The sequence below is a fragment of the Streptomyces sp. NBC_00250 genome (assembly GCF_036192275.1).
Classification (GTDB): Bacteria; Actinomycetota; Actinomycetes; order Streptomycetales; family Streptomycetaceae; genus Streptomyces.
The window spans coordinates 4,112,279-4,125,450 of record NZ_CP108088.1; the positions used below are offsets into that span (position 1 = coordinate 4,112,279).

The 13,172-nt window shown below is 71.2% G+C and carries 9 protein-coding genes; 6 read left to right on the forward strand and 3 right to left on the reverse strand.

The features are described 5' to 3' along the window. The first annotated feature begins 92 nt into the window (after positions 1-92). The 3 genes from OG259_RS18430 (at position 93) to OG259_RS18440 (ending at position 5,182) form a co-directional block, all read left to right on the forward strand. Entirely contained in the window at positions 93-464 is a 372-nt protein-coding gene (locus OG259_RS18430) for a DUF2530 domain-containing protein (RefSeq protein WP_328943257.1), read from the forward strand. A 100-nt stretch (positions 465-564) separates the two neighbouring features. Continuing rightward, a complete protein-coding gene (locus OG259_RS18435) occupies positions 565-2,973 on the forward strand; it encodes an HAD-IC family P-type ATPase (RefSeq protein WP_328943258.1) in 2,409 nt (802 codons plus the stop codon). Between the two features lie 76 nt (positions 2,974-3,049). Next, the gene (locus tag OG259_RS18440; RefSeq protein ID WP_328943259.1) at positions 3,050-5,182 is read left to right on the forward strand and encodes a protein kinase domain-containing protein; all 2,133 of its coding nucleotides are present in this window, start codon (positions 3,050-3,052) and stop codon (positions 5,180-5,182) included. A gap of 134 nt (positions 5,183-5,316) precedes the next feature. Here the strand turns inward: OG259_RS18440 and OG259_RS18445 are convergent, their stop codons facing one another. Together OG259_RS18445 and OG259_RS18450 are read right to left on the reverse strand one after the other, a co-directional pair. After that, complete coding sequence (locus OG259_RS18445) at positions 5,317-6,252, reverse strand: hypothetical protein (RefSeq protein WP_328943260.1); 936 nt, start codon at positions 6,250-6,252, stop codon at positions 5,317-5,319. Positions 6,253-7,475: 1,223 nt separating this feature from the next. Beyond that, positions 7,476-8,723, reverse strand: a complete 1,248-nt coding sequence (locus OG259_RS18450) for an esterase/lipase family protein (protein ID WP_328943261.1) — start codon at positions 8,721-8,723, stop codon at positions 7,476-7,478. Between the two features lie 182 nt (positions 8,724-8,905). On the opposite strand from OG259_RS18450, the gene OG259_RS18455 reads away from it, so the two are divergent. Next, positions 8,906-9,346: a hypothetical protein gene (locus tag OG259_RS18455; protein WP_328943262.1), complete on the forward strand. Its 441-nt coding sequence runs from the start codon at positions 8,906-8,908 to the stop codon at positions 9,344-9,346. Positions 9,347-9,364: 18 nt separating this feature from the next. On the opposite strand, the gene OG259_RS18460 is transcribed toward OG259_RS18455, so the two are convergent. After that, positions 9,365-12,508, reverse strand: coding sequence for a sacsin N-terminal ATP-binding-like domain-containing protein (locus tag OG259_RS18460; protein ID WP_328943263.1), 3,144 nt, complete (start codon positions 12,506-12,508; stop codon positions 9,365-9,367). 151 nt (positions 12,509-12,659) lie between these two features. Here OG259_RS18460 and OG259_RS18465 point away from each other — a divergent pair, with 151 nt between their 5' ends. Both OG259_RS18465 and OG259_RS18470 read left to right on the forward strand, forming a co-directional pair. Continuing rightward, the gene (locus tag OG259_RS18465) at positions 12,660-12,914 is read left to right on the forward strand and encodes a type II toxin-antitoxin system Phd/YefM family antitoxin (protein WP_328943264.1); all 255 of its coding nucleotides are present in this window, start codon (positions 12,660-12,662) and stop codon (positions 12,912-12,914) included. Further along, entirely contained in the window at positions 12,911-13,162 is a 252-nt protein-coding gene (locus OG259_RS18470; RefSeq protein WP_328943265.1) for a type II toxin-antitoxin system RelE family toxin, read from the forward strand. Before OG259_RS18465 ends, OG259_RS18470 begins: the two co-directional genes overlap by 4 nt. Positions 13,163-13,172 lie beyond the last annotated feature (10 nt).

Consider the following 13,172-nt stretch of genomic DNA (forward strand, 5'->3'; position numbering starts at 1 on the left):
CCAGAGGCAAACCGTTTCAGTATGAACACATGAACGAGCGAGCGTCTATCTCCGCGCGTAGATACGATTTCCCGCCACCTAGACTGACCCCCATGGCGAAGTGGACACCGAAGCACGAGGCACCCGAGCCCCTCGAAGGGCCCGTCGTCGCCACCATCACCGGCGGAACGATCCTCTGGTTCGTCCTCTTCCTCGTCCAGGTCCCGTTCTACGGCTGGTTCGACGACCGGGACCTGACCTGGTGGGTGTGGACCTGCCTGGCCGGAGCGGGCCTCGGCCTGATCGGCATCTGGTACGTACGGAAGCGCGACGCGGCGATCAAGCGGCACGAGGCGGCGCGGGCGGCGGAGGCCGCGGGCGGGACCTCTACCGACACTTCGGCCGGGACCTCTGGCGGGACCTCCGCCGGAACCTCTGGCGGGACCTCTGGCGGGACCGAGTCGACCCAGGGTCCCGAGGCATAGCACTCGGCATGGCACCGGGGGACGATTCGCCTCCTCCCCCGGTCTGATCTTCGCCCTTCTCGGCAGGTGAACGGTCGATTCCGGTCGTACCGTCGAAAACATGACTCAGCGGGCGAAGATCGACACGGACGGCAGCGAGGCCGAGGCGGTGGGTCCGCCCGTCGTCCACCGTCCCGCCGGACTCACCTCGGCCGAGGTCGCCGAACGCGTCGCCCGCGGCGAGGTCAACGACGTCCCCGTACGCAGCTCCCGCTCGACCACCGACATCGTCCGCGCCAACGTCTTCACCCGCTTCAACGCGATCATCGGCGTGCTGTGGGCGATCATGCTCTTCGTCGCGCCGATCCAGGACAGCCTCTTCGGCTTCGTGATCATCGCCAACACCGGCATCGGCATCATCCAGGAACTCCGCGCCAAGAAGACGCTCGACGGACTCGCCGTCATCGGCGAGGCGAAACCCACCGTCCGGCGCGACGGCGTCGCCGCCGAACTCTCCACCTCCGAGATCGTCCTCGGCGACCTCATCGAACTCGGCCCCGGCGACAAGGTCGTCGTCGACGGCGAGGTCGCCGAGGCCGACAGCCTGGAGATCGACGAGTCACTGCTCACCGGCGAGGCCGACCCCGTGGTGAAGAAGCCCGGCGACCGGATGATGTCGGGCTCCTTCGTCGTCGCCGGCGGCGGCGCCTTCACCGCCACCAAGGTCGGCCGCGAGGCCTACGCGGCGCAGCTCGCCGAAGAGGCCTCCCGCTTCACGCTCGTCCACTCCGAACTCCGCACGGGCATCTCCACGATCCTCAAGTACGTGACGTGGATGATGATCCCGACCGCGATCGGGCTCGTGATCAGCCAGCTCGTCGTCAAGGACGACAACTTCAAGGACGCGGTCGCCCGTACGGTCGGCGGCATCGTCCCGATGATCCCCGAAGGACTCGTCCTGCTCACCTCGGTCGCCTTCGCGATCGGAGTCGTACGACTCGGGCGCAAGCAGTGTCTCGTCCAGGAGCTCCCGGCGATCGAGGGCCTCGCGCGCGTGGACGTCGTGTGCCTGGACAAGACGGGCACGCTGACCGAGGGCGGGATGGACGTCACGGAGCTGCGCCCGCTGAACGGCTCGGACGAGACGTACGTACGGAAGGTGCTGGGCGCCCTCGGCGAATCGGACCCGCGCCCGAACGCGTCCCTCCAGGCGATCATCGACGCCTACCCGGACACGGTGGAGTGGCGGTGCACGGAGGCGCTGCCGTTCTCGTCGGCGCGGAAGTACAGCGGGGCGGCGTTCAGCGAGGGGAACGGCGAGGACTCGACGTGGCTTCTCGGCGCGCCGGACGTGCTGCTGCCCGCCGGTGACACGACGCTGACGGAGATCGACCACCTCAACGAACAGGGCCTGCGGGTCCTGCTCCTCGCCCGTGCCGCACAGGAACTCGACTCCCCGGACGTCGCCACCGGCGCCCACCCGACCGCACTCGTCGTCCTGGAGCAGCGCCTGCGGCCCGACGCCGCCGACACGCTCGCCTACTTCGCCGACCAGAACGTCGCCACCAAGGTCATCTCCGGCGACAACGCGGTCTCGGTCGGCGCGGTGGCGGGAAAGCTCGACATGCCGGGCGCGGCGAACACGGTGGACGCCCGCACGCTCCCCACCGACCGGGAGGAGATGGCGAAGGTCCTCGACGAGAACGCCGTCTTCGGCCGGGTCACGCCGCGGCAGAAGCGGGACATGGTGGCGGCGCTCCAGTCCCACGGGCACACCGTCGCGATGACGGGCGACGGCGTGAACGACGTGCTGGCGCTGAAGGACGCCGACATCGGCGTGTCGATGGGCTCGGGGTCGGAGGCGACGAGGGCGGTGGCCCAGATCGTGCTCCTGAACAACAGCTTCGCGACGCTCCCGTCGGTGGTGGCGGAAGGCCGGAGGGTCATCGGCAACATCACCCGAGTGGCCACCCTCTTCCTGACGAAGACGGTCTACTCGGTCCTCCTGGCGGTCCTGGTGGTCTGCTCGCAGGTCGAGTACCCCTTCCTCCCCCGCCACCTGACCCTCCTCTCCACGCTGACGATCGGCGTCCCGGCGTTCTTCCTCGCGCTCGCGCCGAACAAGGAACGGGCGAAGCCGAACTTCGTACGGCGGGTCATGCGGTACGCGATCCCCGGCGGCGTCATCGCGGCGGCGGCCACCTTCACGACGTACCTCCTGGCCCGCCACCACTACACGGGCCCGAACGCCCTCGCGGCCGAGACGAGCGCCGCCACCCTGACGCTCTTCCTGGTCTCGATGTGGGTCCTGGCGATCATCGCCCGCCCGTACACCTGGTGGCGCCTCACCCTGGTCGCCACGATGGCCGGCGCGTTCCTGCTGGTCCTCGTCGTCCCGTGGCTCCAGGACTTCTTCGCCCTGAAGCTGGTGGGCACGACGCTGCCGTGGGCGGCGGTCTTCATCGCGGTGGCGGGAGGCCTGCTCCTGGAGGTCGCGTGGCGGTGGGTGGACCGGAGGTTCCCGGCCTGAACCAAGCTCCCCAGAGAGGGGGCACCACCGCTAGGGTGGCCGGTCGATCGAGCGTGATCATCGGGTTGGGGTGGGGATGGCATCGGGGGAAACGCGGCTCACCATGCTCGGGCACTACCAAGTGGCCGAGCTGCTGGGAGCCGGCGGAATGGGCGAGGTGTATCTCGCCCACTCGCCGTCCGGGCGGGCGGTCGCCGTGAAGGTGATCCGTGAGGACCTGGCGGCGAAGCCCGGCTTCCGCGAGAGGTTCGCCCGCGAGGTCCAGGCGGCCCGGCAGGTGAGCGGCGCGTTCACGGCGCCGGTCCTCGACGCGGACACGGACGGCCCCACCCCGTGGATGGCCACCCAGTACGTCGACGGCCCGACACTCGCCGACGTGGTGAACGACCGGGGGCCCCTGCCGGCCGACGAGGTCTGGCGGCTGGCGTCAGGCCTCTGCGAGGCGCTGCGCGACATCCACCGCGCGGGCCTGGTCCACCGGGACCTCAAGCCCGGGAACATCCTGCTGGCCGAGGACGGGCCACGGGTCATCGACTTCGGCATCTCACGGGTCGTGGACGCGACCGCCCTCACCGAGAGCGGCCAGATTCTCGGAACGCCCCTCTTCATGGCGCCCGAACAGTTCCGAACCCCCCGCGACACGGGCCCAGCCGCCGACGTCTTCGCCCTCGGCTCCGTCCTCGTCTACGCGGCTACCGGCCACGGCCCGTTCGACGCCGACACCCCGTACGCGATCGCCTGGAACGCCGTCCACGAGGACCCGAACCTCACAGGCCTCCCCGACTCCCTCCGCCCCGTGGTGGAACCCTGCCTGCACAAGGACCCCGCCGAACGCCCCGACCCCGAATCGCTCCTGACCCTCCTCTCCTCCCGCCGAGAACGCCGCACCCAGCGCGCCACGGCCCGCGAGGCGGAACTGACCCGCGTACGCCGGACCCGCCTCCGACGCGGAGCCCTGGCCTTGGGAGCACTGGCGTGCGCGGCGGGGCTGGTGGGGGTGTGGATGTGGTGGCCGGACGCGGACGGAGGCGGAGGGAAGCCGCTCGCCACGGCCACCACGCCAAGCCCGACGCCGACGCCGGTACGGATGCCGGGGTGGAAGCCGTGGACGACGCAGCTGCCGTGGAAGAACGACAGGCCGAGCGGCGACATGCCCAGCTGCCACTACGAGTTCCCGGCCCTGTGGTGCACCGGCACCGACACGCACGTCGCCCGAGTGGACGCACGTACCGGCAAGGTGGTCTGGCACAAGACCGACCCGGAGGGGAGATACGCGTCCGGCATCAGCGTCACCTCCCTGGGCGTCTTCGTCACCGCCTTCACCAACGTCCAAGGCGGGAACAGCCTCACCATCCGGAGGTTCGACACGGAATCGGGGAAGCCCGAGGGCGAGCGAACCCTCACCGGTGTCGACGACTGCCGCCTCGACCAGGAAACGCTGTTGTGCGTACGGCAGGGAAAGGTCACCGCCCTTCACGCGCTGGACCTGCAACGCGAGTGGACGTCCACCACCCGCTGGGACGAGTTCGCACCCGGCACCCTGCCCGAATCGGATACGGGCCGCGTCTACGTGGTCCGAAAGGACGGCAAGGGCAGGGACGAGGAAATCGGCGAGCTGTCGCGGGGCTCCGGTGATGCCCTCTGGAGCCGTACGCTTCCCCGCGGCGCCCACGTGGTCGGCGTGTCCGGTGACGACGTCTATCTGTCCTCCCCGCAGACGGACCCCACGGTCGCACTCCTGCGGCTCGACCGCAGGACCGGAGCCACGAAGTCCGTCGCACTCAGCGGTTCGGAATGGCTGCTCGGCATGGCGGGCGGCACCGCGTTCACCCAGCGCAAGGGCGGGGTCGTCAGCGCGTACGACATGTCCGCGATGAAGCTCCTGTGGTCGACCACCACACTCCAGAAAGACCTCTCCGCACCCACGGTCGACGGTGACCGCGTCCACTTCACCGCCCTGGACGGCACGGTCATCGGCCTCGACCGTGGAACCGGCGGCGTCCTGTGGCAGCAGCGACCCCCGGCGTACAAGACCACGGCGGCACCTGAAGTCCCACCAGCCTCCAGAGGCGCCCGCTACGCGACGCACCCCGTCGTCCTCGGCGACATCGTCATCTCCCCCGCCCCCGGGGAACGGATCCGCTCCTTCCTCGCCCCAGCGACGTCGACCGGTACGAAACCTCCCGCCAAGGGAACTCCCGCCCGCTAGGCCATGCCCGGCCCCAGCCTCAACGCCCAGGTCAAGGGCACTGGCAAGGCCTACACCGTCGTTGCGGGCGCGGACTCGGGTTGGTCACGCAACCAGGTCGACCGGCTCTACGGCTGGGACAACCCCGGCTGCGACTACGAGACCGCAACCGAAACCTCGGTCCCGTGGCCCAACGCATGATCTGAGGATGGCGCGCAGGCAGTGACGGCGCGACAGTCCGGACAGGTCATGTCCGGGTCGTGGCTACGGAAGCCACGGTCGCACCCGTCGCAGTTCACGAGCGGCGCGCGTCCGTCGGTCACCGGCGGCGGCGGTACGGCGGCCAGCGGAGGCGGCAGGAGCGCGGAGAGCCGGAACTCGACGAAGCGGCCCGGGTGGTGGATGGGCACGTGCGCGGGCGGAAGGGCGGCCGTGAGCGTACGGAGCACCTGCTCCGGACTCGCCGCCCTGGCCAGCCACTCCTCGACACCGGGGGCGAGCCGCAGGACGTCCCGCCAGGAGAGCAGCAGCCGGGAGTCGACGGTCCGAAGCCGAGCGAGAATGTCGGCGGCGGGCCCGTGGAGGGCGGACGACTGCGGCCGTACGGGGCGAGGCTCGGGATCCGGTGCGACGACCGGCACGGGCTCCGCCTCCGACTCGGCCGACTCGGCCTGTACGGCCTCGGGGGCGGGTGTGGCCCGCCGGTTGCGCGCCCCGCACCCGGGCTTGTCGTACGACAGCGTCCGCGTGGCGAACCGCCCGCCGCCGAGGGCGACCCGCCGCCGCTCGACGTACCCGGCCGCGACGAGCTCGTTGAGGGCCCGCCTGATGGTGATCTCGCCCTCCCGGAACCGAAGGGTGAGCGTCTTGACGGTGACGTCGGCGCCGTCGGGCAGGGACTGGATGTAGACGCAGAGCCCGATCGCGGCGGCCGAGAGGCACGGGTGCTGGGCGAGGTGGTTGCCGACGACGGTGAACCGGTCGGTGTGCCGGTGCCGTAGGTGAATGACCCCGGAGCGAGGCGCGTCGAGGGGAATCTCAAAGGGAACGGGGCGCGCGGACAGGGCCGCGTTAGACTGCGGGTAAGTCATTGGGAAGCGCTACTTCCTGGTTACTAGGCCCTCGTCAGGATTCTGAGTTCTGGCGGGGGCCGACTTGTCATATGCCGCTATTGGCGCTGACCGTACCGCACCCCCAACCCCACCTGTCCGCGTTCCGGACACACCTTCACCCGATCGTGTGGCCAGGGGAGTTGGGGAGCGGGAGGGGTGGGTTGGATAGTTCTCTCCCGTTGATTAAAAGGGCATCGAGCAGGACCGGGGCGTGGCTGGGCACGCCCCGGTCAGAGCGCGCGTCAACCCAGGAACTACCCAGCGCCTCCCCAGGAGGCGGCAATTGAGCGAGCCGACCTCCGACTTCGGGGCCCAGGCCCTCAGATTGACCCGACCCCCTTGGTGCGGGTGGGACCGCCCTCTTTCCGAGAGTCGCTCCTTCCGGCGGTGCGGGGGGCGGGGTCACCGCCGGGCCCCGGGCAGTATCCGGGGACGGCGTGCGTCTGCCGGCCGGTGGGTGGGGGCTTGGCTAGTGGCCGGTGCCGGTGGGTCCCCATCGCGCCAATCGGGGTGCGCGGTTGTTGAATGGGGCAGCTGGGCGGCGCTCAGCGGCTGAAGGAGTCCCCGGGTCGGGCTTCAGGCCCCGCTGTTCGCTCCCGGTGGGTGGGCGGGGTGGATAACCCTGCATTTCTCCGAGTAACAGGCCCCGGATTAAGCCCCGAAGGGGGCGAATCGCCCTTATCAGGCGGAGAAACTGCATGAACCCCTCGCCGACAGCGCCCACCACCCACGAACACAGACCAGCGGGGCCTGAATCCCCACCAACCCGCGACCATAGCCCGCCGAACCGAGCCCAACTGCCCCATTCAACGACAGCGCACCCCCGACCCACCGAACTTCACCCACCGGCCCCGACCGCGAACCCAGCCCCCACCCACTCACCGGCACAGCCAAGGCGAGCACAACCGATGCCCGGCCTCGCCCCACCCACCGGCCCGAAAAGACGCCCACGGCGCCCGGCAACAAACAAAGCCCCCGCGTAGGCCACGCCCCCGGCCGCCCTTTCACACTCGGAAAGAGGGCGGCCGCACCAGAAGCCCATGAGGCACCCCAACCCCCAGGACCCGAGCAGCACGCAACGACGGCCTCGCCCTTGTGGTGCTGGAGGGCTAGGCCGTCGTCGGGGGTGTGTCAGCGGATGGCGTTCGGCAGTGCGGTCTTTGCCGGAAGCGCTACCCGCCGAAGGCGTTCTCGGCCGATGGTCACGCTTCCTGGAGCTGGGCCAGGATCCACTTGCCGAGCTCCGGGGTCATGACGGTGTGGCCTTCGTTGGTGGTGGCGCAGAGGAAGTCGTGGAGGTCGCTGCTCTCGCGGTCGACCTTGGAGTAGAGGGCGGTCTGGTCGTCGATGTCCGCCGACGCCACGGCGCTGATGGTGGGGACGAAGGTGGAGGTGTTGTGGGTGAGCTCCGCCGGCTGCTCGTTGACGATCGCGGCCAGCACGGCAGCCATGCCGAAGTTGGCGGCGTCTTCCAGGAGAGGCGCCTTGGGGAAGAGGCCGCCAGGAGCCCCGTCGAGTTCGGGGAAGCCGGTGGTGTTGATCGAGATCGGGGCCTTCCGCGCCTCCGCCATCGTGGCGACGGTCTGCCGTCCCTGGCTCTGGGTGCGGAGCTGGGCGCTCGCCTTCGGTCCGGCGGCGCTCATCGCGATCTCGTCGGCGGGGATGTCGTTCCCGACGCCGGTGCCCGTTCCGTTGGCGACACCGAGCAGGCGGGGGCGCTGGGGCCAGTCGCCCACCCGCTGGAGTGCTTCCAGGAAGTCGGTCCGTTCCTGATCCTGGCCGGCGGCGACGTCGAGGGTGGTCTCGGTGCCGGTTTCGACGTGCCAGCGCAGCATCTGGCGTGCGGCCGGGCTGTTGACCAGGTCGGAGTAGAGGCTGAGGAGCGGGTTGGTCTTGCCCCAGTGTGCCTTCACGAAGTGGGCGAATGCCTGGACTCCGAGGGGCAGCCACGCGCCGCGGTGCGGGGTGTCGTAGGAGAGGTAGGTGGAGGTCTGGTGGTCCTCCCTCTGCCGTTCCATCTTGGCCAGGGCGTAGCGGGTGACCATGCCTCCCATGCTGAAGCCGCCCACCGTCAGCATGGCGTCGCCTTCGCGGTCGGCGAGCGTCCTGCGGATGCACTCGATCGCGACGTCGGCGTTGTCGAGGATGGACGCGGACCGGTCGTCGAAGCCCAGGAGGACGACGTCGAAGCCGCTCTCACGCAGCGTGGAGATGAACGGGTAGTCCCCGTTCTCCAGGCCCTCGTACAGCGCGTGGCCGTTGCTTCCTCCCATGGCGAAGCCGTCGGCGAGGATCACCGGCCGCCTGACGGCCGTCTGCTCGGATGAGCTGTAGAAGACCCAGGCGGTCCCGTTGCGGAGCTCCCACTCGGTGTCCCAGGGGTCCGTTGCGGTGGCTGCGGGCTGAGCTCCCGGAAGGGGGCCCCAGATGCTGACGACAGGCTTGGACATGCTTCGACGACTCCTTGGTGTCGCGGCTGGTCATACCGAACACGGATATAGTCTCGGCACTTGGGTCCAAACCGCACCACAATCGAGCAAGATCACTCTTTCGTGGACGAAACGGCTCTCGGCTTGTGACCAGCACTTTCGCAACAGGCCCCAGTCCCCCTCCCGTCCGGCACCCTGGGGTCATGCGAATCGTCGAGCAGCTCTGGGACCGTGGCGAGATGCCGTACTGCGACGGGTTCTACCGGGCGGACGGCACCGGCCGTGAGTTGTACGTCGACGGGCCCGGCGCGTACCACCCCGATGCCGGGCAGCCGATTCCCTTCCGGATCGGGGAGCCGTTCGACGTGGCCGAGGTCGTCGCGGAGTACGGCACCTGCGAGGCGGACGTCTGGTTCGAGAGCCCGCTGCCCGACGGGTCGGGGTGGGTCCTCGGCGGAGGGGGCGGGATGGGCAACGTCGGTCATCTCGCCCGTCTCGACGGCGACCGCTCCTTGCGGTGGGTCGCCTTCATGGACCGCTCCAACCCGTTCCTCGGCGTGCGTTACGAGGGCAGCCGGGCCGTCTTCACCAACGACTGGCACAACCTGCTGACCCTCGACCTCGCCGACCCCGCCCTCCGCTGACCTCGCCTTCCACCGGCCTCAGTCGAACCAGCGGTCCCGGGCCAGTTCCGCCGTCCTCGACGGGTCCTCCAGGAGGGCCGCCACTTCGAAGCGGCGGGGCCATTGGCCGGCTGCCCAGGCCAGGCCTGCCGCCACGCCTTCCAGGGTGGACGCGTGGACCACGCCGTCCGGGGTGCGGCGCCAGTCGAGTTCCGTGTCCGCCGCCCGGAGTTCCTCGTGTTCGATGTAGGTCGTGGGGGTCGTCGCGCCCAGGAGGATCCGGACCGACTCCGGCACCTCGTGTTCCTCGCCGACCGTCGCCACCTCCGCCTCCACCGCCTCGCTCAGGCGCCTGACCTGGAACAGTTCCGCCAGGTCCGCCGCCCGCGACGGTGCCACCGGCAGCAGCGGCACCCCGCCCGCCAGCGGCAGCAGGTCCGGGGCGTCCGCCACCATCGCCTCCGACGCGTCCACCACGACCGCCTCGCCGTCCACCACCGCGCGCAGCTCGTCCGGCAGCGTCACCTGCTCCGGGTCCAGGTCCGCCAGGGCCGTGTACAGGGCGTGGAGTTGGGCGTCCGTGACCTCGCGCGACGAGTCCGCCAGCCGCGTCAGGAGTTCCGCCGCGCCTCCCGGTTCGTCCAGGAGTGCCGCCACCGACGTACGGACGCCCAGCGCCCTCAGGACCTGTTCGTCGTCGAAGCCCGTCGCGTCGGCGGAGTCGTACAGGCCGATCAACAGCGGGTCCGTGCCCGCCGCTCGCAGGCCCGCCGGGCGGCGGCCGTCCAGGACCGGGTGGTCGCGGAGCCACCACGCCGTGTACGAGCGGACCGTCTCCGTCGTGCCGTCCGGAAGCAGCACCCGTACGGGCTGGGTCAGTGCGTCCCGCAGCGGCGGCTGCGCGAGGAGCGCGAGTGCCTGCGGCCAGGCGTCGTCGTCGACCAGGTCCAGGTCCCGTACGGCCACGATCTCCGTCGCCACCGGCGGCACCGGCGACTCCGGCAGCCGGTCCAGGACGTCCTCGCACCACACGTCGACCGCGTCCAGGAGTCCGGCGTCGTCCGGCTCCGGGTAGTCGCCCTCGCGGGGTTCGACCTCGTCCGGGTCGAGGAGCAGGTCGGTGGCGCGGACCAGCGCGAAGGTCGCGAGAACTCCACAGGCTGCCAGCGGCTGTTCGCCCCAGCGGGCGGCCAGTTCGGCGTCGACGTAGGCCAGTTCGTCCTCGCGCATGACGGCGGCGAACGCCGAGCCGGGCATCACCAGCTCTCCCGCCGGGGAGAGTTCGCCGTCCTCGTCGGGGAGGGCCAGGGCGCCCAGCCAGGGCTCCTCGCCCGGGTCGAGTTCCGCGTCCCGGACCAGGCCGAGGACCGTCTCGACGAGTTCGTCCGCGTCCAGGGCGTCCGCGTCCTCGTCCCAGATCTCGCCCGCGTCGAGGGAGGCCGCGACCGCCGCCCGTACCTGCGGGGTCGTCAGGACCGCGCGGGGCGTGGCGGGCAGGGCTCCCAGCTTCTCCAGGATGGGGTGGGCGGCCTCGGGGTGGGCGACCTTCAGGCCGAGCCGGGTCAGTTCGGCCGGGGTCCGCTCCTGGGGCAGGAGGACCTGGCGGGGGCCGATCGCCGTACGGATACGGGCGCCTTCGGCGGTCTCCGCCAGCGGTACCGGGAGGCCCGAGAGGCGGTCGGGGTCGATGCCCGCGAGGGAGTCGTACAGGCGCCACCACCACGTCGGCGGCCTGTCCACCCCGGCGAGGCGGTCGATCGCCTCGGTGAAGGGGACGCGGCCGACGCCGAGGGTCCGGAGTTCCGGACGGCGCTCCAGGCCGGCCGGAAGGAGCGTCGGGAACACCTCGGCGAGGACGTCCACCGTGTCCGTGCCCGCGCCTTCCGCGACCTCGGCCTCGATCGGGCGGAGTGCGGGGAGTTCCTCGGTGGGGGCGGCGGGGGCCAGGAACGCGACCCTCGGCAGCCGGTCCAGGATCGCCTCGCGCAGTGCCCCGTCGAGGGGGCCCTTGCCGAGCGGGCCGGGGACGAGGTCGAGCGTGGCGGTCGTCACCGGCTGCCACTCGGCGAGGAGTTCGGCGTACGCGTCGGCCGCGCGCTGCACCAGGAAGTCGGTGAGCCGGCCGGGCGCCGGGTGCCGCCGCGCGGTGTCCAGCGGCAGGGAGGCGATGAGCAGCGCGGGGATGCCGAGGGGCTCGTCGGTGGGCGTGGGGGCGTGCACGACCGGGGTCGTCCGGGGGTAGCGAGGGGCTCCGTCGGTGTCCACGGGCACGGCCCAGGTGACCGACCAGTGGGGGCGCAGGCGCTCCTCGACCGGGCGGTCCTTGAGCAGTTCGGCTTCGAGGGGGCCGCCGTGGGAGACGGTCCGCCAGCGGTGGGTGCCGGTGGCGGTGTCCTCGATGACGACGTATCCCTCGTCATCGGAACGGTGGATGGTTCGTACCCCTTCGGGGGTCTCCACGACGATCTCGGCGAGCCCCGGGAGGGTGAGGAGGAGGGCGTCGTCGACGGAGGCGAGGAGCCGTTCGGCGAGGTCGCGGGCGGCGGTGTCGCGCAACGGGAGGACGACGACGGTGTCGTAGCCGTCGGGAGCGGTGCCCTCGGCGGGCAGCGGAAGCCGCAGGAGGGGTACGTGGCCGTCGCGGCGGCGGAGTTCGTCGCCGAGGCCCGGGCTGTACTTGGCGGACTCGGCGGCGAGTTCGCGGGCCTCCGCGAGGGACCAGCGGACACCGCCGTGGCGGCCGAGGACGGCGGGCTCGTCGGTGACGGCGAGGACGGCGGCGAAGCCGACGCCGAAGCGGCCGACGGCGCCGTGGGTCTGCTCGCGCTTGGCCGAGGCCCGGAGGGTGGACAGCGACTCGACGCCGGAGGCGTCCAGCGGGGCGCCGGTGTTGGCGGCGGCGAGGATCGCGGGGCCCTCGTGGTCGGCCGGGTGCAGGGTGAGGCGGAGGCGGCCGGTGACGCCGGCGCGGTGGGCGGCGTCGGCGGCGTTCTGGGCGAGTTCGACGACGAGGCGGTCGCGGTAGCCGCCGAGGGCGAGGTCCTCCTCGGCGTTGGCGTCCTCCCGGAACCGGGCGGGGGACGCGCCCCAGGCGTCGAGCACACCCCGCCGCAGCCGTGCGGTGCCGAAGGGATCGGTTCCGTCGGTCGTCGTCCGGACGCTGACGCTCACGTCTGACTCCACTCTGCGGGGCGGTGATGATGCCGGGTCGGGATGGCGACATCGGGGCCCGAAGGTACCGCGCCCCGCCCCTCCCCCGCCGCTGGGGCACGTCCGAGGTCGGGGCGCGCGGAATCACTCACAGGAGACCCGCGTGAAGTGTACAGTTCTGCACATGAGTGAGACTCTCCCGATCACCGAAGCGCGAGCCCGGTTCGGATCACTGGTGCGCCGTGCGTCCCATGCCCGTGAGCGCATCACGATCACCGATCACGGCCAGCCCGCGGCCGTACTCATCAACCCCCAGGAACTCGCCGACCTGGAGGACGCCCTGGCCCTGGCGTTGTACCGCGAGCGTCAGAGCGCGGGGAAGACCGACGGTGTGCCGCACGACGACGTCCGCGCCCGCCTCGGACTGGGGCGCGGGTGACGTACGAGATCGTCTGGGACGAGGCCGCGATCGATGCGGCCACGCGCTTCCTCAAGGACGATCCGGACGGGCTGCGCCAACTGATGGACGCGGTCGACCTGCTCGCCGGGCAACCCCGCCCGGAAGGCAGCGCCGAGTACGGCTCGCCCAACCTGCGCCGCATGCACGTAGGCCGCTACCGGGTGCTGTACGAGATCACGGAGAACACCGTCACGGTCGTGGTCATCCACGTCGGCCGCCTCGGCTGACGCGGGCGGC

Excerpts from the sequence above, each read along its gene's own strand:
- OG259_RS18450 (WP_328943261.1), bottom strand. The coding sequence starts at position 8,723 with ATGTCCAAGCCTGTCGTCAGCATCTGGGGCCCCCTTCCGGGAGCTCAG.
- OG259_RS18445 (WP_328943260.1), bottom strand. The coding sequence starts at position 6,252 with ATGACTTACCCGCAGTCTAACGCGGCCCTGTCCGCGCGCCCCGTTCCC.
- OG259_RS18440 (WP_328943259.1), top strand. The coding sequence starts at position 3,050 with ATGGCATCGGGGGAAACGCGGCTCACCATGCTCGGGCACTACCAAGTG.
- OG259_RS18435 (WP_328943258.1), top strand. The coding sequence starts at position 565 with ATGACTCAGCGGGCGAAGATCGACACGGACGGCAGCGAGGCCGAGGCG.
- OG259_RS18455 (WP_328943262.1), top strand. The coding sequence starts at position 8,906 with ATGCGAATCGTCGAGCAGCTCTGGGACCGTGGCGAGATGCCGTACTGC.
- OG259_RS18465 (WP_328943264.1), top strand. The coding sequence starts at position 12,660 with ATGAGTGAGACTCTCCCGATCACCGAAGCGCGAGCCCGGTTCGGATCA.
- OG259_RS18430 (WP_328943257.1), top strand. The coding sequence starts at position 93 with ATGGCGAAGTGGACACCGAAGCACGAGGCACCCGAGCCCCTCGAAGGG.